This window comes from Paraburkholderia lacunae (genome assembly GCF_003353175.1).
Classification (GTDB): domain Bacteria; phylum Pseudomonadota; class Gammaproteobacteria; order Burkholderiales; family Burkholderiaceae; genus Paraburkholderia; species Paraburkholderia lacunae.
Genome location: NZ_QHKS01000010.1, coordinates 65,684 through 87,471 on the forward strand (window position 1 = coordinate 65,684; position 21,788 = coordinate 87,471).

Below are 21,788 nucleotides of genomic sequence, written 5' to 3' on the forward strand. Positions count from 1 at the left end.
TCGCCTGCTCTTACAGGGTGGGCAGGCGCTCGAAGATGTCAAAGCGAAGAAACGGGGGCGGCACCTCGGTTACTTCAAGCTCTTCAACTAGCGCAGCGGACATACCCTCGCTTAGCCAGGCGCACATGTTGGCGAGCTGCTCCGGCGAGCCCTGCAGTATCGCTTCGACTGAACCGTCCATCCGGTTACGGACCCAGCCAGTGACGCCGAGCGAATGGGCGCGGCGTACGCAGGCTTCCCGATAGCCGATTCCCTGCACGTCGCCACGTACCCGCACCAGCCGGGTTTCAAGCGGCTCGTCCTTATCGCCAGATTCCATGGGCGTACTCCGTTGCACGTTGATACCCTTGCGAGGGCGGTTCAGTGAAGGGGCTCGGCCGCAATCGCGTGCTTGCGCATCTTTTCCCACAGGCTCTTCCTGGAAATGCCAAGGGCATGCGCGGTTTCGGAAATGTGGCCCTGGTGCTGCAAGAGAGCAGCGCGAATGAAGGCGTTTTCGCATGCAGCCATGTAGCCGTCGAGCGGTGTGTCCACATCCAGAGCCGATGCTGCGTGAGACCCGTCTTCCTCGAAAATGTCGGACGAAAACAGGATATTGCGGGAGCACACGATGCATGCACGCTCAAGGCGATTTTGCAGTTCCCGTACGTTGCCGGGCCAGCCGTACGTCGCGAGCCGCGCCTCCGCCGACGGGTGAAACAGCTTCGTCGGTTCACCAAGCCTGCTCGCGATGTCGCGTACGAAGCGGTGTGCAAGCCATAGGACATCGTCGGGCCGGTCGCGAAGCGCCGGCACACGTAGCTGCAGGATGTTGATGCGGTAAAACAGGTCCTCCCGAAACCTCCCGACCCGGACCAGTTCCGCGAGGTCCCGATTCGTCGCGCAGACCAGGCGGAAGTTGGTTTCGAGCTCCCTTTCACCCCCAACTCTCGTGATACGCCGCTCCTGCAACGCGCGCAGCAGCTTCACCTGCATTGACAACGGCAAATCGCCTATCTCATCGAGAAAGAGCGTGCCACCCTCCGCCTGCTCGAAGTAGCCTTTCTTTTGCCGTTCCGCACCAGTGAACGCACCTCTTTCATGGCCAAAAAATTCGGATTCGAGGAGCGTCTCCGGAACGGCGCCGCAGTTGACTGCAATGAACGGAAACGCGTCGCCGGGCGCATGGCGATGAATGAAGCGTGCGAGCACCTCCTTGCCGACACCCGACTCGCCGGTGATTAGAATCGATTTGGCTCGGCCCGCGATTCGCGGCACCAGTTCCGCAAGGCGCCGCATCGCTTCGGATACACCTAGCTCGCTCTGCGCCGGCATGGCCTGGTCCGGTATACCCGTCCCTGTGAGGAGTCTGACCTTGTCGACCAGCGCGCCAATGTCGAACGGCTTGGTGATGTAGTCGGCAGCGCCGCTCTTCAGGAGAGACACCGCCGTGTCGACCGATGCGTAGGCCGTGATGAAGACAAATGGCGGAACAGGTGCGTGCGCGACCATCGAACGTGAAAACAGGTCTTCGCCCGAAATGTCGGGCAGCCGGATATCGCTGATGACGGCCTGATATGGCCTGCTCTGCAGGGCGTCCAGGGCGGACTCACCATCGGTATGCCAGTCAACGTCGAAACCTTCCAGACGGAAGCGGTCGGCCAACGACTCTCCCATGATAGGGTCGTCTTCGACGACACAGATAAGAGCGTTCGACATGATGTTCTCCTGCTTCACGACGGAGTAACTGGCAGCAACACCGCGAAGCATGTGTGCCCCGGCGCGCTATCAACTGAAATTGTGCCGCCGAGCTGCGTAGCGATTTGATAGCTAACCCACAGACCGAGGCTGTACGACCGCCGGCCCTCTGCCATAGCAACGGACCCGAATGGTTCAAACAGATGCTCCATCGCAACGCCTGATATGTGCTGGCCGGTATTCGATACCGCTATTTGTAGTCCAGCCCCGTCGACTGCAACGAGACAATCCACGCGTCCGCCAATTTCGACCGCCTTCACTGCGTTTAGCAGCAGGTTGAGGACGAGCTGGCGCACCAGGTGAGCGGGCAGTGCAACGGCCTCGTCCAGCTCGACTTCCCAGTGAAAGGCTGCCTGCTTCGCCTGTATCTGCGGTGCTATCAGCAGCTTCAAATCCTGCCAGTCCGACAGACTCATTGCCGGCGAGTCTAGCCGCGCCTCAAACAGCAGTGCGCCGACAGTCGCGCGGATTTGGGCGAGACCGCGTTCGAGCAAACCCAGGGTCTTCTTTGTTTGAGCGTCGGGTTCGCCATGCGTGTTGAGTGTATCGATGGCATTCAGCATGCCACCCAGCGGATTGTTGATTTCATGCGCGATGCCGGCTGCGACTTGCCCAACGGCCGCGAGTCTCTCGGACACGACGACTTCGCGTTCCAGCGCCTGTTTCTGCGCCAGTTCGGCGAGCATGGCCCGAAACTGCTGTTCTAGTTGGCCTATTTCGTCGTTCCCCTGCGCGGTGATGCCTGCACCAACCTTTTCAGGGTGCTCCTTTCCAATCCGAGCCATGGCGGCGGTGAGGCGCAGGAGCGGTTTCGCCATCCGGTCACCCCAGACCCAACCCAGCGGTATGAGCAGCAGCAAGGCTGGCACGGTGGCCACCGCGAGTTTGATGAGCGTTGACCGCACGCGGCCGTAAAAGGTATTGGCGTCATAGACCAGGACCACGTAGCCGAGGCGACTCCCATCGTCCGAATTCACCGGCATGCCGGCGGTGACGTCACGGCTTGCGAGTAATCCTGGGAAGTCGAAGAAGAACGGGTCGCCCGCACCGCCGAGGTGTGAAATGACCGCGCCAAACTGAGCCGGAAGCTTTCTCACTGGACTCTGGATAGGTTCTTTCCGGGGGGATGTCGACGCGTACACACGAGCCTTTGCGTCAAAGACAACTATTTCCTTCAGCGGATTTGTGGGCTCCCTGACCGCCACCGGCGTTCGAATCACTTCAAAAGCACGCCACAGGTCATCCTTCACCATCGGGTCGCGAACCGAGAGCGTAAGCACGCGGCAAAGATTCTCCGCACTGCTTTCCAGGTCATTTCTGGCATCGGAAACGGCGACGCTCACGAGCGCGACAGTTACGAGCAATTCCGTCAGCAGGATAACTGCACTCAGCGCGAGCGGAATCTTGTAGCGGTAACTGAGATGGGACAGCATAAGGGCGGTCTTACAGCGGCCCGGCATTCAAAATGGCGACCAGGCGCCGGATGCCGTCGAACACCCTGTCATCGTCAGGTACGAAACCATCAAGGTTTAATCGCTTAAGCATGTCTCGACCGTCAGGATGTTCTTTCATGCCGACCAATGCCCGCTGAAGGCGCAGAAACGACTCTTCGTCGAGAGAGCGGCGCGCCACAATCGGCGGAAAGCCATACTGGGGTGAACGCCACGCCACCCGCACGTCACGCGTGCGCTCCGGGTACTGCTTCTCAATGGTGTCGTAGACGTACCCGTCAATCTCGCCGGCATCGGCGAGTCCGGAGGTCACCGCGTCAACGACCTTCCGGTGTGCGTACGTGAAAAACGATTTCCTGAAAAAGCGCGTCGGGCGGATACCCGCACGTATCAGTTCCGTTGTGGGGACGAGGAACCCCGAATTGGACTCGGGGTCGCTGAAAGCGAATACGCGGTCGCGGAGCTGCGTGATGTGGGTCGTGTGCGTGTCGCTTCTCGGGACAATCAGGTACGAACGATAGAGCGGTTGCCCGCCGTAGTCTGGTATCGCCATCAAGCGCATTGTCTGAAGGTGCGTGACGTACGGGAAGCCACACACCCAGGCGACATCAAGTCGGCCTTCAGCGAGCAGGTCGTCAATCTCACGATAGCTATTGCGCTGCACAAACCGGACGTCCGCGCTGCACACATTCGCGAGTTCCTGACTCCAGCGATTGAGCAGGCTGATTTCGTTATCAAGAAACACAGCGGTAGTGCCAAACGCGACCGCTGAATTTTCGCGGGCGCATGCGAATCTGAAGGCCGATAGGAACGGCATGCTTACCGCGACAAGCAGAATCTGCCGCCGCCGGATGTTACGAATTGGTGACATAACGGCCCACTCCCCATCACGAACCGTTACCGGACGGTAATGGTGTCAATCAGGTCTGCTGAATGCAAACCTGCCGTGCGCAAGCCTCCCGGCGGACGTTGGACCGCATGGCATACGTCTTGCCGTTCAGTCGATGCTAGCGACTACACGAGCAAGATTCAAGCGAAGGAGGAGACCATGTCTGAACTAAAAATCGGCCGCCGGACTTTCCTGAAACTCGGGGGCGGCTCAATTGCCGCGACCGCTGCGTCCGCGTTTGCACCAAACGTAGCAACTGCTGCGAACCCGGTCGACACGAGCAAGACGAAACTCCCGTATCCAAGGAAGCCCGTAACACAGGTCGGACGAATGGCGCTGAACACGCCAGTCTCGTTCACCTATCCGGACGCCGCTTCTCCCTGCACCGCCCTCAAGCTGGGCAGCCGCGTTCCCGGCGGTGTCGGCCCGGATGGCGACATCGTTGCGTATAGCGCGATGTGCACGCACATGGGCTGTCCCGTCGCGTACGAGCCCACGACGAAGGTTTTCAAGTGCCCCTGTCACTTCAGTATGTTCGATGCGGAGAAGGCCGGACAGATGATTGTCGGGCAGGCGACCGAAAATCTGCCCCGGGTGAGGCTGCACTACGACGAAAAGACAGGCACCGTGTCAGCAGTCGGCATGGAAGGCTTGATATACGGCCGTCAGGCCAACGTTCTTTGAGTTCGAGGAGCTGAAAATGGCTACCGATAAGGACCGCATTGCGCTACCGCCGGTCACGGCCCAGCGAACCAATATGACCTGCCACTTCTGCATCGTTGGATGCGGGTATCACGTGTACAAGTGGCCGGAAGACCAGGAAGGCGGCCGCGCGCCAAGCCAGAATGCGCTCGGCGTTGATTTTCGCAAGCAGTTGCCGCCACTCACGCTTGTCATGACCCCCGCCATGGAGAACGTCGTCACCGACCGTGACGGTTCACGCCACACCATCATGATTGTTCCGGACAAGAGCTGCGTCGTGAATAGCGGCTTGAGTTCGACGCGCGGCGGCAAGATGGCGACGTACATGTATACGGCGGACGGCATAACGCAGGAACGCCTGAGACAACCGCGCATCTATCTGAGTGACCAGTGGGTCGATACGACCTGGGACCAGGCGATGGCGCTCTACGCCGGCCTGATGAAGAAGGTGCTCGACAAGGATGGTCCGAGCGGTATCGTCTTTTCTGCCTTCGACCATGGGGGTGCGGGTGGCGGATTTGAGAACACGTGGGGTTCCGGCAAGCTGATGTTTACCGCTCTGCAGACCCCAATGGTCCGCATCCACAACCGTCCTGCGTATAACTCGGAATGCCATGCCACCCGCGAGATGGGCGTTGGCGAACTGAATAATTCTTACGAGGACGCCGAACTGGCCGATGTCATCTGGTCTATCGGCGCGAACTCGTACGAAACACAGACGAACTATTTCCTGAATCACTGGGTGCCGAACTTGCAGGGTGGGACGCTCGACAAGAAAAAGAAGCGCTTCCCCAGCGAAACATTCCCGAAGACAAAGGTCGTCTTCGTGGACCCGCGACGTACGCCGACTGTTGCAGTCGCCGAGCAGGTGGCCGGAAAAGACAACGTGCTGCATCTGGACATCCAGCCCGGCACTGACATCGCACTGTTCAACGGGATTTTTACCTACGTGGTCCAGCAGGGATGGATTGACAAAGACTTCATTGCCGCCCATACGAATGGGTTTGACGCGGCTGTCCAGGCCAACAAGCTGTCGCTCGACGAGTGCAGCAAAATCACGGGCGTGTCCGTTGAGAAAATTCAGACGGCGGCAGAATGGTCGTACAAGCCGAAGGGACCGGGACAACTTCCGAGGACGATGCATACCTACGAGAAAGGCATCATCTGGGGCAACGACAACTATCTGATTCAGTCGTCGCTGCTGGACGTTGCGCTGGCCACGCACAATGTCGGACGGCGCGGTACGGGTTGCGTGCGGATGGGCGGACACCAGGAGGGATACACGAGACCGCCGTATCCCGGCAACACGAAGATATACATCGACCAGGAACTCATCCACGGCAAAGGACGGATGATGACGTGGTGGGCGTGCAACAACTTCCAGACGAGCAACAACGCGCAGCAACTGCGCGAGTTTGTCCTGCGCCGCTCGCAAATCGTCAAGGATGCGATGCAGGGTGCGCGTGGCGCGAGCATGGAACAGATGGTCGACGTGATTTATGACGCAACCGGCAAGGGTGGGCTGTTCGTCACGAACATCAACATCTATCCGACGAAACTGCAGGAAGCTGCGCATCTCATGCTGCCCGCAACGCACCCCGGCGAGATGAATCTGACGTCGATGAACGGCGAGCGTCGCATGCGCCTGTCCGAACGTTTCATGGACCCGCCAGGAACTGCGATTCCAGACTGTCTCATCGCTGCGCGCGTTGCCAACACGCTACGTGCCATGTATCAGAAAGATGGCAACGCGAAGATGGCCGCGCGGTTTGACGGTTTCGACTGGAAGACCGAAGAAGACGCTTTTAACGATGGATTCCGTCGTGCCGGGCAACCGGGAGTCGAAAAGATAGATAGCCAGGGCGGCAGTACCGGAAATCTGGTCACCTACGAACGGCTGAGAGTGATGGCCAACAACGGGGTGCAGTTGCCAGCGAAAGCGTGGGAAGGTGGGAAGCTCGTCGGTACAGAAATGATGTACATGGACGGCAAATTCGATACCCCAGACGGCAAGGCGCAGTTCAAGCCGTCTCCGTGGCCAGGGCTGCCAAAGCTGGTCGCCGACCAGAAGGGGAAATATCGCTTCTGGATTAACAACGGCCGTACGAACGAAGTGTGGCAAACGGTCTACCACGACCAGTACAACGAATTCGTGCGGAACCGTGACCCGATGGCATATATCGAAATCAACCCGGACGATGCACAGGGGCTCGGAATTGGCGCGGGCGATATCGTCGAGGTCTTCAACGACTTTGGGTCCACGTACGCCATGGCTTATCCGGCGGCCGAACTGAAGCATGACCAGACCTTCATGGTGTTCGGCCACATCAACGGCATTCAGGACAACGTCACGACGACATGGACCGACCGCAACATCATTCCCTACTACAAGGGCACGTGGGCGAACATCCGTCGCGTCGGGTCGATGGAGGACTACAAGCAAACGGTCACCTTTAAGAGTCGCCGTTATACATAGGTGACGACGGCCGGTGCATTGCCGGCCGTATTCTGTCTTTCTGAGCCGGCGGCTATCCGCACGTGGGAGTGGAGCTGCGATGAAGGAATTTACGTTGGGGCGAGTCATTCCGCTTGTCGAAGTCAGCGCCGCTGACTCGGCGGAGCGTGGTTTCCATGCACCAGACGTTATGACAGCAGAGCTACCGCTTCGGGACACGCATCGGCGTCCATTGCGAGACCTACGTATATCAGTTACGGACCGCTGCAATTTTCGTTGCGTCTACTGCATGCCGAAGGAGGTGTTTGGCAAAGACTACGTGTTCCTGCCCCGGCGTGAGTTGCTCAGCTTCGAGGAAATTGAACGCGTTGCACGCGTGTTCGTCGGCCTGGGTGTTCAGAAAATTCGACTTACGGGCGGAGAGCCGTTGTTGCGAAGAGACCTCGAGTACCTTGTCGAACTGTTGGCCACGTTGCGGACGCCTCGCGGTGAGGCTGTCGAACTGACGCTGACGACCAACGGTTCGCTGCTCAGCCGCAAGGCGCAGTCACTGCGGGACGCGGGATTGAAGCGCATCACCGTCAGTCTTGACTCGATAGACGAGGCTGTGTTTCAACGAATGAACGGCGTGGGCTTTCCTGCCGCGCTGGTGCTGGAGGGAATCGACGCCGCACTGCGTGTCGGCCTCGCTCCGGTCAAGGTCAACATGGTGGTCAAACGCGGTGTGAACGAAATGCAGATTCTGCCAATGGCACGCCATTTCCGGGGGACCGGCGTGGAAGTCCGTTTCATCGAATTCATGGACGTCGGTTCGAGCAACGGCTGGAACATGGAGTCGGTGTTGCCGTCATCCGAGGTGGTTCGTGCCATCGATTCGGAATTCCCCCTCGTACCATCTGGCCGCGAGAAGCCTTCGGACACGTCGATTCGATTTCACTATGCCGATGGTCAAGGAAAAATCGGTGTCATCTCGAGCGTCTCCCAGCCTTTCTGCGGCGGCTGCACGCGGCTACGGTTGTCTGCAGACGGTCAGCTCTTCACCTGTCTGTTCGCCTCTCGCGGCACGGACATACGTACGCCAATGCGAAACGGTCACACTGATGAAGCGTTGCGCCAACTGGTCGTGGACCTGTGGATGCGGAGGGCTGACCGCTATTCAGAGCAACGTGGTGAAAGCAGCGTCACGCATGACCAGTCCAAAGTCGAAATGTCGTTCATCGGCGGTTGATGCCAACTCTACGGTCGCTCTTCCGTCCATCGAGAATGACGGCATGGCGCGCCGTCCAGTCACCGCTTCAGGTTCTACTTCGCGCGACGCCCGAGTTCGTCGATAACAACCTCACCGTCTTCTTTAACGAACGGCACAGTCCTCGCTTCCGGCAGGATGTCGAGAACAACTTCAGATGGGCGGCACAGCCGCACACCGTGGTCGGTCTCCACAAGCGGTCGGTTGATGAGAATGGAGTGCTCCAGCATAGCGTCAATGAGCTGGTCGTCGCTGACCAATGGGTCATCCAGCCCCAGGTCCGCATACGGGGTGCCCTTCTGGCGCACTACATCGCGCACGCTAAGTCCCGACCGCTCGATAAGGTCTACAAGCGTTTCGCGGGACGGCGGCGTTTTCAGATACTCGATAACGGTCGGTTCGATGCCGGCGTTGCGAATCATCGCAAGGGTGTTGCGCGAGGTTCCGCAGTCTGGATTATGGTAAATCGTGACAGTCATGCCGTTTGCTCCGCGAGGGAAGAAAGATATTGGTTAATCTGCGCTGCAGTGAACCGTGCGCTACGCATCACGCCAATGAGCGTGGCTGACGCGAACCCGCACCATTCACCGTAGCCAACAAGCCACAATCTGGGCTCAACAACTGAGCGGCCTTCTACCGCGTCGACCCTGCCTGTGGCGTTGACAACGTTCAAGACCCGCAAATGCTCGAGTGCCGGCCGAAAACCCGTGCACCATATAACCGCGTCGACTGGCGAGCGGGTTCCGTCCGCCCAGACGACGCCGTCATTGACGAAACGGGCGAAAGGGCGAACCGACGTCAGGACGCCGCGTTCGCGTGCCTCGCGAACGGGCGGCACCATGACGACGTCGCCGAGACCTCCGGCAGGTGCGGGGTCCGGGCGGCCTTCCGAACGTGCCTTCCAACGCTCAGTTGCGCGCTCAAACAGCACACGACCGTCGACATCGTCCGGCAGAAATGTCGGCTCGTCCAACGTAACCCAGCTCACATGACAAACCTGCGACAGTTCCGCCAGTATCTGCGCGCCCGAATTGCCTCCGCCAACGACCAGGACATTCCTGTCCCGGAATGCTTCTGGACTCCGGTAGTGTGCTGAGTGCAGTTGCTCGCCGCGGTAGTCTGCCTGACCCGGATATTCCGGTACAAACGGATGGCTCCACGTTCCCGTTGCGCTCACCACTGCCTTCGCCAGCCAGTCCCCGCGGTCCGTCGTCACGAGCAATCCGTTTTCCTGAGGCGAAACTTCAGTGACATGGACAGGTCGCCGGACCGGCATGTTGTACCGCGTTTCGTACTCGGCGAGGTAGTTGACGACGTGGTCACGCGACGGATACTCCTCGCCAGCAGCCGGCATTAACCACCCGGGTAGCGAGCTCCACTGCGCAGGCGAGAAAAGATGCAGCGAATCCCAGTCATGCTGCCATGCGCCGCCCGAGGACTGCTGTTCATCCAGCACGACGTAATTCAGGCCAGCACGACGTAGAAAGTACGCTGTGGCGAGCGCTGACTGGCCACCGCCGACGACGGCGACGTCGATATCTTGCGGCGCGCGCCTGTACACGCTATAGGGGGTTTTGAGTGAATCCATATTTCGATGATACTAGAAACATGGTTATCTTGCGCGTATCGAGACGTGTCGAATGAAACGATGGCGCGCGTCGCAGCGGCAATCCGGTGCCGAAGCGACGCAGTCAGTGGAAATTTCGACTCATTGATGGCAGCTCGCTAAGCAGATGCGACATGTCGATGAGGCGTTGAGCCACGAGATGTCGTACCTCGCCTTCGCACTGCCACACTCCGAGCACGCCCAGCAGTGATGCGCCTAGCACTTCCTTGCGCTGCTTCTCAAGCACTTTGGGCCAGACGATGACGTTGACGTTGCCCGTCTCGTCTTCGATGGTGATAAAAATTACGCCCTTCGCAGTCTCAGGCCGTTGACGCACGGTGACGATGCCGCAGCCGCGAGCGAGCCGGCCGTTTCGATAGGTCTGCAACGTTGAGGCTGGCATCAGTTTGTTGGCGAGCAACTGGGGGCGCAGTAGCGCAAGAGGATGTCGTCCCAGTGTTAGCCCCGTCGACCTGTAGTCACCGACGATATCTTCCGCTTCGGAGGGCGCACCCAGCTCTGGTGTTTCGTCTTCAACCTTCGCAACCGAGAGCATGTCTTTGTCAGGTACCGAGGCAACCGACTGCCACAGCGCTTCGCGCCGATTGCCCGCAAGAGATGACAGTGCGTTCGCCGCGGCAAGCACCTGCAGGTCGTGACGGTCCAACTGAGCGCGCCGCGCGAGGTCGGGCACTGTCGCGAACTGCCGCACGGCTCGCGCATTCTCAATACGCTCTGCGGCGCCGTCGCGCATGCCCCGGAGCAACGACAATCCAAGCCTGACGGCGGGCTTCTCAGCGCCGTCCATGTGCTCAAGCGACGAGTCCCAGCCACTTATCGTGACGTCCGCCGGCAGTACCTGGACTCCATGGCGCTTCGCATCCTGCACAAGTTGCGACGGCGAGTAAAAGCCCATTGGTTGGGAGTTCAGCATCGCTGCGAGGAACGCTTCCGGCTCGTGACGCTTTAGCCAACTGCTTGCGTACACCAGCAGCGCGAAGCTGGCGGCATGGCTCTCCGGAAAACCGTACTCGCCGAAACCGAGAATCTGCTGAAAGATGCCATCCGCAAACGTCTTGTCGTACCCGCGCTCGAGCATGCCGTTGACGATACGGTCGTAGTATTTATCCAGGCCACCTTTGCGCTTCCAGGCTGCCATCGCCCTTCGTAACTGGTCCGCTTCCCCAGCGGTGAAGCCGGCTGCCAGGATGGCAACCTGCATCACCTGTTCCTGGAAAATCGGAACGCCAAGCGTGCGACCCAGAGCAGTCTTCAGCGCCTCGCTGGGATAAGTCACCGGCTCGAATCCCTGCCGGCGCTGTAGATACGGGTGAACGGCGCCACCCTGAATGGGTCCCGGGCGAACAATCGCAACCTCAATGACGAGGTCATAAAAAGTGCGAGGCTTGAGCCTTGGTAGCATGCTCATCTGCGCTCGCGACTCAATCTGGAACACGCCTACGGTGTCCGCGCGCGAAATCATGTCGTACGTTTCTGGGTCCTCGGCAGGTATGTCCTGCATCTCAACCCGCTCTCCGCGCTGCTCAGAGACAAGGTCGAGAGTGCGGCGGATAGCCGACAACATGCCGAGCGCCAACACATCAATCTTGAGCAGGCCCAGTGATTCGAGGTCGTCCTTGTCCCACTGGATAACACTGCGGTCGGCCATGGCAGCATTTTCAACGGGCACCAGGCGCGTGAGCTTTCCGCGACTGATAACAAAGCCGCCCGAGTGCTGCGACAGGTGCCGGGGAAAACCGTACAGTTGCGCGGCCAGTGATGCCCACGCCCGGATGATAGGCGTCTCCGGATTTAGTCCGAACTCTTCGAAGCGCTTGAGCAGGTCTGCACGGTTATCAAACCACTGATGCGACTTCGCCACCGCGTCCACTATCTGCATGTCGACACCGAGCGCCTTGCCTGTTTCCCGCAACACGCCGCGCGTACGGTATGTCGATACGGCTGCAGCAATCGCCGCACGGTTGCGACCGTACTTGCGATAGATGTACTGGATAACCTCCTCGCGTCTTTGGTGCTCAAAGTCCACATCGATGTCTGGCGGCTCGCCGCGCTCCTTCGAAATGAAACGTTCGAAAAGCATGTTGCCGCGCGCCGGGTCGACTTCCGTTACGCCGAGGCAATAACACACCGCCGAATTGGCGGCCGAGCCCCGACCCTGACACAGGATGTGCTGGCTGCGCGCAAACCGCACAATGTCATATACGGTAAGGAAGTACGGCTCATATTGCAGGTCCGCAATCAGCTCAAGTTCGTGTTCAATCTGCTCCTGAACGTTGTGCGGAATGCCTGAGGGGAAACGTCGCTGCGCGCCGATGTACGTCTCCTGCCGCAGATAGGCTGCGGGCGTAAATCCGGGTGGTACAAGTTCGTCGGGATACTCGTATCGAAGCTCGTCGAGCGAAAACGTGCAATGCGCGAGGATGTTCGTCGTCTCGCTGAGCGCGTACTCCGGATAGAGGTTTGCGAGTCGCAGTCGCGAGCGCAGATGCTGCTCTGCATTTGGCGCCAGGTCGTATCCGCATTCGTGCACCGGCCTGCCGACACGGATAGCCGTCAACGTATCCTGCAACGGCTTGCGCGAGCGCACGTGCATCACCACGTGGCCGAGCGCGACGACGGGTATGCCGTGCCTGTCGGCAACGTATTCAACGGCGCCACGGTGAATGTCATCCATTGCCCGCTGATGAAGCACCAACCCGCACCACGCGCGCCCCGGAAATGTCTGGTCGAGCCACTCAAGCTGCACATTCAGGACATCCTCTTTCGCAGGAAAGTCTGGCACCAGTATCGCGAGGCAGTCTGGCATGCCGCGCAGGTGACTGTCTTCCCGGTCCGGCCGCGACAGGTCCTGTGGCGTCAGCCGGTACTGGCCTTTGGGCGCACGAGTGCGGGCGAGCGTAATCAGCTCGGACAGATTCCCGTATCCCTCACGGTTCTGGGCGAGGAGGATGAGGCCGAACGCTGGTGAGCCGTCGGCATTGACCAACCGGAAGTACGAGCCGATGACGAGCGGAAGCTTCGCTTCCTTGGCCGCGACGTGCGCCCGCACGATACCCGCAAGCGAGCATTCGTCAGTTATCGCCAGACCCGAGTAGCCGAGTTGCGCCGCGCGCTCAGCCAGTTCCTCTGCATGCGAAGCGCCATGCAGGAATGAGAAATTCGAAAAGCAGAATAGCTCGGCGTACGCCGGCAGAACGTTGAAAGTAGTGTCCATGGCACATCATCCGAACAGTCCATGGAGGAACCAGCGCGGCTCTTCTTCTGCGTCGCGGCTGCTTACACGCTCACGGTATATCCAGAAACAGCTCTGGTCTTCGCCCTGAGCGACGAAATAATCACGCGTCATGAGTTCGCCATCGAACCATCCGGCTTCAATTCGTTCTCCCGGCGACACAAGGCGCAGCGGTGAGCCATAGAATGGCCGGTGCTTCCGCATCAGCAGGCGCACGGGCTTTTCCAGCAGCCAGGTCGGCCGTGGGAGCGCCTCTGGGGGCGTGGTGCTTTTCGACGCGCTGCCGACCGGCACCCATCGATTTGCAATTTCCGGTCGGTAGTCTGCGGTTGGCGCGGGCTTGAGCACATTGTCTTCGCCAAGCCTTGCGACCAGCAGTTCGACGAGACGGGCGTGGTCCTCTGCGGAGCCACCGGGCTCTGGAAACAAGGTTTCCGATGCAGGTACCGCCGGTTGCACGTTCGATACATCGAGTCGCAGTGCGATGACCGGCGCGGTCAGTTCTACGCGGGCAAGCCGCTCCTTGATGAGCCGGACAAGATGGTCCTCGCGCCATGTTGGCTCGCCCAGCGCAATCTCGATGAGTGTAGGGTCTATCGCCTGCCTGCCGCGCTCGTGTTCGAGCAGAAGCGTCGCGCCTGTGAGTGCCAGATGCTTTGCACAAAGCCAGCCACAAAGCTGCACAACAAGGCGATGCGCGCCGAAAAGCGCCGCTTCCGCATGCTCGATGCGGTCGGGCATTTCAATGCGGGCAGAAAACGTTGGAGGCAATTCCAGCCAGTCAAACAGCTCTGGCGCTGTGCCGAAAGCGCGGTCGAGTGAGTCAAGCAGGTGCTCGCCGCAACGGCGCTGCAGTCCGGCGCGCGGCAGTCGTCGCACGTCTGCAATCGTCTCGCAGCCCAGCCCGGCAAACCAGTCGGCGAACGGTCGCACTTCCGGTACTGATAGCAGTGGCAATGCAGACAGTTGCCGTTCGAGCGAGTCGACCTTGAGTACGCGCCGATTCCGGTGCTTTGCGAGCAGCCACGCGCCTTGCCCGGTGGGTGCGGCACTTATCCGCGCGGTCAGTCCAATGGCGTCGAGTATTGCTTTGGCCTGCCGACAGACAGCAAGCAGTCCACCAAAAAGCCGAAGGCTTGCGCCGATGTCGACCACGACAACAGCCTCTTCGAGCACAGCGACATCGGGCGAGAACTGCATAAGCGCCACCGCCACTTCACGTTGCGCGGCATGTTCCCGGCCGAGGTCACGCTCGTACATCTCTATCTCCGGCGCGAGCGTCAATACACCGCCGCGCTTCATGCCGACCCGCACGCCCGCACACCTGGCCACCCCGTCTGCGATGAGCACCTTGTCCCTGTCCAGGCCCACGCAGCCGTGTGCGGGCTCAGGCAGCCACTTTGGTCGGAAGACCTCGAGCTGCAACCGGGGCAGGTGAACGGCGAGAAATACGCGCATGGTGCGAAAACAGGACAGGGGTTGGTTGAAGTGGGATGGACAGAGGCTCTGCGCGTGCTGGACCTCGTCGCTTCGTAATGTCGACGGTCAGACCGTCTCGTTCTGGCCTGAGCGCCAGTCTTAAAACCGCTGGAGAAGCATCCTGTGCTGCCGCCAGCGGGCGGACCATAAAGAAAAGCGTCTCCGAGGCCTGCGCGGCCAGATGCAGCCGACGCAGCGAAGAGGTCTGGACGTATTGCGCCCAGAACAGCAGTGCACCGCAACTGCCGGCGCGCAGAATCTGCTCTGCTGCCCACAGTGCGTCCGCTGCCTTCAAGGCCCGAATCTGCATCAGTTGCTCTGGCGACAACCCGATATATTCGAGGCCAAGCCCGTTGGGTATGTGCGGCGGCTGCACCATCGCGACCGGCCGCTTGCCCAGTTCGCTCAGCGCCGGACGAAGCAGCCGCATTTCACCCACGCCGGCCTGCTGGACCAGTAAGTCGACAAGCGCGCCGACGGGCCAGCCACCGCCGGGCAGTTCTGCGGACAACGCCGGATACCCAGTCTCCACGACTCGTCCCCGTCCCCGCGCGAGTTGCGACGCCCGCCAGAGAGTTATTCCCCCCGCCTCCGAATACATACTTGAGTCGAGGGCAGCATCGATGGAGCGCGCCCGTTCATCGGGGGCACGTATCTGCTGAGCGGGCGCGTCAGTGCGATTCACGATCCAGCTCCAAAAGTACTGTATAAATATACAGTAATTCTAGCGCAATATCTCAAGATTGCGGGTGGACCCCCGAGATCCGGTCGGCATGCGGTGGGGGCAGCGGTCGGGCGCCAGTGCGTCAAGCGGGTGCCGGTTTCTTTGAATCACGGGCTGGTAATAGAAGCTGGGCAGGCAACGGTCGGCCGAGGGTGTGTCAAAACATAAAAGTTGAAGGTTTTGAGGGCTCACCTTACCCGTCCCGACGCGCCACCAAGCCGCTGTAGGCCCTTCTCGAAAGCCGACTTTTTGAACGAGAGGCACGAGCCTGAGTTTTGACACACCCTCGGCCACAAGCGGCCGCTCACGTTCGTGTAACGGTTGACCGTTGATTGGGGCAAACCGGCCATTCGAATTTTGCATCCTGATTCGAATGGCCGTCGGTACAGTCGGCGGTCGTCTCGTTGTTTCCACTGTCTAATGGTCGCGCGATGCTGACCTTCGTGCGGAATTTATCGGCCCGACGCAGACTCTCGGTCGCCGAAAAAATGTGCGAACTACTACACGTCTGTCGCGGGCACGGTTGCTGGCATTCCAATCGTCCCGGAGCTGGAATACGCCAGTACGTAATTCACCAGAGCCTTCAGCTTGGCAGGCTGCTGCCGCCTGCTCGGATAGTACAGGTAGAATCCGGGAAAAGTCGGTGAGAAGCTGCTCAAGACGCGTTTCAACTTCCGGGCCCGGATGTGAGGAAGCGCGAGCTGCTCGAACGTGTAGGCCAGTGCAATCCCATCCAGCGCAGCCTCAACCGAGAACAACGAGTCGCTGATCGTGAGATTGCCGCCTATCTCGTACTCGACGATACGGCCGTCGACCTCGAGCTCCCACTTGTGAATGGCCCCGCTGCCTGAAAACCTGAATCGCACGCAGTTGTGATGTATCAGATCGGAGGGGTGCCGTGGCACGGGATGCTGCTTGAAGTAGCCGGGTGATCCAACGATGGATACGGCAACCGGGCCACCGAGAGGCACAGCGATCATGTCCTTCTGGACACTCTCTCCCATTCGAATGCCGACGTCGAACCCTCTTTCGACGATGTCCACGTAGCCCTCGTCATTCGTCAGTTCCACGTGGACGTCCGGATAGGCCTTCAGGAACCCGGCCAGCAGCGGCTGGAGGACCATGGCGATCGAGATTCGCGCTGCGTTGATGCGCAGGACGCCCGATGGCCGGCCCTGAAGCTCATGAAGTTGCTCTCCGGCTTCCAGCACGTCGCTCAACGCCGGCCCAATCCGGGACAGGTATGCCTGCCCGGCTTCAGTGAGGCTGACGCTGCGCGTGTTCCGGTTGAGAAGCCTGACGCCGAGCCGGGCCTCCAGATGGCGGATCGCCTGGCTGAGCGCAGAAGGCGAGACCTCGAGCGCTGCCGCGGCGGCAGAGAACCCGCGGTGCTCTGCGACCTTCCAGAATGCGAGCAGTCCATCAAGCTGGTTGAGTCTCATACTTTGAAGAATATCTTCAAAGCGTGTTCAGCACCAGGGTGTTTTTCTTCTCAGTCAATCTGCCTAGAGTGAAGGGCATTGACCAGGACTGGGAGTTTGAGCATGAGCAAAGTGTGGTTTATCACGGGTGCTGGCAGCGGTATCGGCGCTGGTACAGCGAGGGCCGCATTGAAGGCGGGTGATCGGGTCGTTGCCACAGGCAGGAACCTGGACAAAGTGGGCAATGCCCTGCGCGACCTGGCCGGCGAGAACCTGGAGATTCTCCGGCTCGACGTCTCCGATGAGGCGCAGGCAACGACCGTGGTCGAAGAGGCGCAAAAGAAGTTCGGCCGTATCGATGTAGTGGTGAACAGTGCTGGATATAGCCTCTTAGGCAACTACGAGGAGCTGGGAACGCAAGACATTCAACACCTGTTCGCGACAAACTTCTGGGGCGTGAGCAACGTGATGCGGGCAGCGCTGCCGGTCATGCGCAAGCAGCGCTCCGGGAACATCATCAACGTCAGTTCCGTGGCAGGCGCTGTCGGCCTGATGCACTGCGGCGCCTACAGCGCGAGCAAGTTCGCCGTGGAGGGCCTTTCGCTTGCTGTGGCTGAGGAGGTCGGAAAGTTCGGCATCAAGATCACGGTGGTCGAGCCAGGATTCTTCCGCACGGATCTGCTCGACGCAGCTAACGCCAAATGGCCGGACAAGCGCATCGACGATTACGCAGCCGCCGAGGTGAGCGCCGAGGCGATGTGGTCTCCCTACGCCGGCAAGCAACCAGGCGATCCGGACAAGCTCGGGCAGGTCCTGGTAAAGCTTGTGGGCATGGATACTCCGCCCAGAGTGTTCGTGGCCGGAAGCGATGCACTTGCGGCGGTCGGGCCGGCTGTGGAGGCTCGATTGAAGGCAGTGCACGCCTTCGAGGCGCTTTCGAAGTCGACGGACGGCAGCTTCTGATTGCGAGGCGAGTTGCCCTTGCCACGACACATCTAACTGCGAAGGACTGACCCATCATGAGTACGCTCCACGTCAACGGGCGCGAGCACACGGTCGACGTCGCCCCGGACACTCCCATTCTCTGGGCCTTGCGCGACACGCTGGGCCTGACGGGCACGAAGTTCGGCTGCGGCGCCGCGCTGTGCGGCGCCTGCACCGTGCATCTGGACGGGCAGGCCATCCGCTCCTGCATTACGCCGATCTCGGTGGCCCAGGGCAAGCAGGTCACCACCATCGAAGCCACCACCGACGGCAGCGACAAAGTCGGCGCCATCGTGCACGCAGCCTGGGTCAAGCACGACGTCGCCCAGTGTGGCTACTGCCAAAGCGGCCAGATCATGAGCGCCGCGGCGTTCCTGCAATCGTTGCCCCGCGGCAAGCAGCCTACCGTCGTCGAGATCGACGCGGCCATGGCCGGCAACATCTGTCGCTGCGGCACCTATGCCCGCATCCGCGCCGCGGTGGCCGACGCCGCCAGGGCCCTAGCCTGAAGGAGCCACCATGTTGCCTGAATTCGACTACAGCGAAATGCCACGCGCCCTGCAGCACCTGCTGACCAGGGGCCGGGCCGGGGAAGCCGTCACGCTGCCGCGCCGCAGCTTCCTGAAGCTGGCGGGTGTCGGCGGACTGGCGCTTGGCGTGTTTCCCTACCTCGCCATCGGCCAGACCAATGGCAGCGGCGAGGCGGCCAGCGCCCTGAAGCCGACGCAACAGCCGTCGGCCTTCGTACAGATCTCCCCGAATGGCGAAGTCACGGTGACCATCAACCGGCTGGAGTTCGGGCAAGGCGTGCAGACTGCGTTGCCGATGATTCTTGCCGAAGAACTCGACGCGGACTGGAATCTGGTGCGCAGCCGGCAGGGCTCGAACGATGCTGCCTACGTCGACCCGCTTTTCGGGATTCACCTCACCGGCGGTTCCCAGTCGGTCAAGAACAGCTTCACCCAATACCGCGAGCTCGGCGCGCGCGTCCGGGCGATGTTGCTGTCCACGGCGGCAGCACGTTGGAAAGTGGACGTGGCCACGCTGCGCACGCGGGCCGGGACCGTGCTGGGCGCCGGTGGCCGTAAGCTGAGCTACGGCGAACTGGCAGAAGCCGCCATGGCGCTACCCGTGCCCGAGAAGGTCACGCTGAAGAACCCCAAGGACTTCCGCATCATTGGCCGCCCCACCACGCGCCTCGATGCGCAGGCCAAGAGCAGTGGACGTCAGGACTTCGGCATCGATACGCACCTGCCCGGTCAGCTCACCGCCGTGGTGGCACATCCACCGGTGTTCGGCGCGCGACTGACCACGGTGGACGACAGCGCCGCGCGTGCCATCAAGGGAGTAAAGGCCGTGCTGCGTGTGCCGCTGGACCGCGGTGGCGAAGGCGTGGCCGTGGTCGCCGACGGCTACTGGCCGGCCAGGCAGGGACGCGCCGCTCTGAAGCTGCAGTGGGACACGGCTTCCGTGGAGAAAGTGGACAGCGAACAGTTGCTGGCCCAGTACCGCGAGCTGGCCATTCGCCCTGGTCCGCGCCAGTTCGACGCCGATATGACGCCGCTGGCCGCTGCCCCTCATCAGTTGGAAACCGAGTTCGTGTTCCCGTACTTGGCCCATGCGCCGATGGAACCGCTGAACTGCACTGTCCAGCTCTTTGACGGGCGCGCCGAGCTATGGGTGGGCACCCAGTGCGCCGGTCTGGATGGTGTCGCGGCCGCGCGTGTGCTGGATCTCAAGCCCGAGCAGGTGAAGGTGCACGTGCAGATGGCGGGCGGTGGATTCGGCCGGCGCTTCGCGGGCACGAGCGATTATGTGGTCGAAGCCTGCGAGGTGGCCAAGGCCGTCCGTTCCGCCGGCCTGAACGCGCCGGTGCGCACGCTCTGGAGCCGCGAGGACGACATCAAGGGCGGCTACTACCGCCCCCTGCACCTGCACCGCGCACGCATCGGCTTCGACGCGCGCGGCAAGGTGCTAGCCTGGGACCACGTCATCGTCGGCCAGTCCATCACGTCGGGCACGGTATTCGAGCAATTCCAGGTGAAGAACGGCATCGACGCCACCGCCACGGAGGGCATGCGCGGTCCTTACCCGCTGCCGATGCGCCTGACCGTGCACCACCCCACGCCCAACGTGCCAGTGCTGTGGTGGCGCAGCGTGGGTTCCACCCACACTGCCTTCGTGATGGAGACATTGCTTGACGATATCGCACGCGCCACGAAGCAGGATCCGGTGACTTACCGCATGCGCCTGTTCGGCGACAAGCATCCGCGCCACCGCGCTGCGCTGCAACTGGCGGTGGACAGGAGCGGCTACGGCAGGAAGCAGTTGCCGACCGGCCGTGCTTGGGGCGTGGCTGTGCATGAGTCCTTCGACTCGGTGGTCGCCTACGTGGTGGTGGCCTCGATGCGGGAGTCGCGTCCCGTGCTGCATAGTGTCACCGCCGGGGTGCATTGCAACCTGGCCGTGAACCCCCGAAGTGTGGAAGCCCAGGTGCAGGGAGCAGCGGTCATGGGCTTGTCGATGTGCCTGCCAGGTTCGGCCATCACACTGAAGGACGGCGAGGTGGAGCAAAGCAACTTCGGCGACTTCACCGTGGCTCGCATCACCGACATACCGGCGTTCGATGTCCACATCGTGCCGAGCGCCGATGCACCCACCGGCATGGGCGAACCCGGCCTGCCGCCGCTGGCGCCCGCGTTTGCCAACGCCATTGCGAGCCTCACCGGCAAGCCGCAGCGCCAGTTGCCGTTCAACCTGGCCTGACCCGACACAGTCAGCGGCGGATATCCGCTCAGATGGAAGCATGATTCACGATATGTATCTGATGCGGGTTAAACGCCTGCCGAGCCACTATCCCTGGCGAACAGCCCTTTTTACGAACAATCGGCACCAGAGGTCGGGCGCCCGCGTCGCCAATTCGGAGAGACGATATGAAGGACCGCGTAAATGCATCAGCCAGTACCCGCTACCGCTCGGTGTTCCGGCCGGGCCTGTTTGATGGAAAAGCTGTGATGGTAACTGGTGCCGGAAGTGGTCTTGGTCGCTGCACGGCACATGAGCTTGCCTCGCTGGGCGCGACGCTGATCATGGTCGGACGGAATCCGGACAAACTGACTGCGGTTCGTGACGAGCTTAACGCGGACTATCCGGAAAGTGCGGACCGAATCGGCTTATATGCTTGCGATATTCGCGAAGAAGCCAGTGTGAAACAGACGGTTGCTGCGGCTCTCGCCGACTTCGGTCGCATCGATGGCCTGTTTAACTGCGCCGGCGGACAATTCCCGGCAAAACTGGAAAAAATCTCCCTGAATGGCTGGGACGCTGTAGTGCGCAACAACTTGCACGGGACATTCCTGATGTCGCGCGAGTGCTTTACCCAATGGATGGCAGGTCACGGTGGCGCGATCGTGAATATGCTCGCGGATATTTGGGGGGGCATGCCCGGGATGGGTCATTCGGGCGCCGCACGGGCGGGTGTTTGGAATTTGACCGAGACGGCAGCCTGTGAATGGGGGCATGCCGGCGTTCGGGTGAACGCGGTGGCGCCGGGGTGGATCGCCTCCGCAGGCATGGACAGCTATAACGAAGAATATCAGGCATTGCTTCGCCAACTGAAGCATAAAGTGCCGCTTCAACGTTTTGGTACCGAATCTGAGCTTGCGAGCGCTGCGGTTTTCCTGCTCTCGGAGGCCTCGGCCTTCATTAACGGTACAGTGATCCGCGTGGACGGCGGCGTTCCGAACGCCCGACATTCCTGGCCGCTCGCCAACGCTGAGCGAATCACCGAATATAACGGGTTCTCTCGCTACGACCCGCCTATAGGGCTCCAGGACTAAGC

17 protein-coding genes are annotated in these 21,788 nt (G+C 60.8%); 7 read left to right on the plus strand and 10 right to left on the minus strand.

The genetic code is table 11. The annotated features are described in order from the left end of the window. Positions 1 to 10: 10 nt before the first annotated feature. From DLM46_RS16845 to DLM46_RS16860, 4 genes are read right to left on the minus strand one after another with little or no spacing between them, the layout of a single operon-like run. Positions 11 to 319: an acylphosphatase gene (locus tag DLM46_RS16845; RefSeq protein WP_115101882.1), complete on the minus strand. Its 309-nt coding sequence runs from the start codon at positions 317 to 319 to the stop codon at positions 11 to 13. A gap of 41 nt (positions 320 to 360) precedes the next feature. Continuing rightward, positions 361 to 1,749: a sigma-54-dependent transcriptional regulator gene (locus tag DLM46_RS16850; RefSeq protein ID WP_244306260.1), complete on the minus strand. Its 1,389-nt coding sequence runs from the start codon at positions 1,747 to 1,749 to the stop codon at positions 361 to 363. Then, positions 1,713 to 3,170, minus strand: a complete 1,458-nt coding sequence (locus tag DLM46_RS16855) for a sensor histidine kinase (protein WP_165847996.1) — start codon at positions 3,168 to 3,170, stop codon at positions 1,713 to 1,715. The genes DLM46_RS16850 and DLM46_RS16855 overlap by 37 nt, the downstream gene beginning before the upstream one ends. Before the next feature lie 10 nt (positions 3,171 to 3,180). Continuing rightward, positions 3,181 to 4,059, minus strand: a complete 879-nt coding sequence (locus DLM46_RS16860; protein ID WP_115101884.1) for a substrate-binding domain-containing protein — start codon at positions 4,057 to 4,059, stop codon at positions 3,181 to 3,183. 177 nt (positions 4,060 to 4,236) lie between these two features. On the opposite strand from DLM46_RS16860, the gene DLM46_RS16865 reads away from it, so the two are divergent. The 3 genes from DLM46_RS16865 to moaA all read left to right on the plus strand — a co-directional run bounded on the left by DLM46_RS16865 (position 4,237) and on the right by moaA (position 8,462). Continuing rightward, positions 4,237 to 4,761, plus strand: coding sequence for an arsenate reductase (azurin) small subunit (locus DLM46_RS16865; protein WP_115101885.1), 525 nt, complete (start codon positions 4,237 to 4,239; stop codon positions 4,759 to 4,761). A gap of 16 nt (positions 4,762 to 4,777) precedes the next feature. Further along, complete coding sequence (locus DLM46_RS16870; RefSeq protein ID WP_115101886.1) at positions 4,778 to 7,255, plus strand: arsenate reductase (azurin) large subunit; 2,478 nt, start codon at positions 4,778 to 4,780, stop codon at positions 7,253 to 7,255. Positions 7,256 to 7,334: 79 nt separating this feature from the next. Beyond that, positions 7,335 to 8,462 carry a GTP 3',8-cyclase MoaA gene (gene moaA, locus DLM46_RS16875; RefSeq protein WP_115101887.1) on the plus strand — a complete coding sequence of 376 codons (1,128 nt, stop codon included), beginning with the start codon at positions 7,335 to 7,337 and terminating at the stop codon, positions 8,460 to 8,462. Between the two features lie 74 nt (positions 8,463 to 8,536). On the opposite strand, the gene arsC is transcribed toward moaA, so the two are convergent. The 6 genes from arsC to DLM46_RS16905 form a co-directional block, all read right to left on the minus strand. Beyond that, positions 8,537 to 8,959, minus strand: coding sequence for an arsenate reductase (glutaredoxin) (gene arsC / locus DLM46_RS16880; protein ID WP_115101888.1), 423 nt, complete (start codon positions 8,957 to 8,959; stop codon positions 8,537 to 8,539). After that, positions 8,956 to 10,068 (minus strand): ArsO family NAD(P)H-dependent flavin-containing monooxygenase, encoded by a 1,113-nt coding sequence (locus DLM46_RS16885; protein ID WP_115101889.1) that lies wholly within the window; start codon positions 10,066 to 10,068, stop codon positions 8,956 to 8,958. Before DLM46_RS16885 ends, arsC begins: the two co-directional genes overlap by 4 nt. Before the next feature lie 103 nt (positions 10,069 to 10,171). Beyond that, positions 10,172 to 13,321, minus strand: a complete 3,150-nt coding sequence (locus DLM46_RS16890; protein WP_115101890.1) for an error-prone DNA polymerase — start codon at positions 13,319 to 13,321, stop codon at positions 10,172 to 10,174. 6 nt (positions 13,322 to 13,327) lie between these two features. Next, positions 13,328 to 14,797: a Y-family DNA polymerase gene (locus DLM46_RS16895; RefSeq protein WP_208866289.1), complete on the minus strand. Its 1,470-nt coding sequence runs from the start codon at positions 14,795 to 14,797 to the stop codon at positions 13,328 to 13,330. Next, the gene (gene imuA / locus DLM46_RS16900; protein ID WP_115102050.1) at positions 14,727 to 15,419 is read right to left on the minus strand and encodes a translesion DNA synthesis-associated protein ImuA; all 693 of its coding nucleotides are present in this window, start codon (positions 15,417 to 15,419) and stop codon (positions 14,727 to 14,729) included. Before imuA ends, DLM46_RS16895 begins: the two co-directional genes overlap by 71 nt. 623 nt (positions 15,420 to 16,042) lie before the next feature. Next, complete coding sequence (locus DLM46_RS16905) at positions 16,043 to 16,984, minus strand: LysR family transcriptional regulator (protein ID WP_115101892.1); 942 nt, start codon at positions 16,982 to 16,984, stop codon at positions 16,043 to 16,045. Between the two features lie 102 nt (positions 16,985 to 17,086). Between DLM46_RS16905 and DLM46_RS16910 the strand changes: the two genes are divergently transcribed. The 4 genes from DLM46_RS16910 (at position 17,087) to DLM46_RS16925 (ending at position 21,786) form a co-directional block, all read left to right on the plus strand. After that, on the plus strand, positions 17,087 to 17,926 hold the full coding sequence (locus DLM46_RS16910; protein WP_115101893.1) for an SDR family oxidoreductase: 840 nt from the start codon (positions 17,087 to 17,089) through the stop codon (positions 17,924 to 17,926). A gap of 56 nt (positions 17,927 to 17,982) precedes the next feature. Continuing rightward, positions 17,983 to 18,456, plus strand: a complete 474-nt coding sequence (locus tag DLM46_RS16915; RefSeq protein WP_115101894.1) for a (2Fe-2S)-binding protein — start codon at positions 17,983 to 17,985, stop codon at positions 18,454 to 18,456. 10 nt (positions 18,457 to 18,466) lie between these two features. Next, positions 18,467 to 20,713, plus strand: a complete 2,247-nt coding sequence (locus tag DLM46_RS16920; protein WP_115101895.1) for a xanthine dehydrogenase family protein molybdopterin-binding subunit — start codon at positions 18,467 to 18,469, stop codon at positions 20,711 to 20,713. Between the two features lie 167 nt (positions 20,714 to 20,880). Next, the gene (locus DLM46_RS16925) at positions 20,881 to 21,786 is read left to right on the plus strand and encodes an SDR family oxidoreductase (RefSeq protein ID WP_115101896.1); all 906 of its coding nucleotides are present in this window, start codon (positions 20,881 to 20,883) and stop codon (positions 21,784 to 21,786) included. Positions 21,787 to 21,788: the final 2 nt, after the last annotated feature.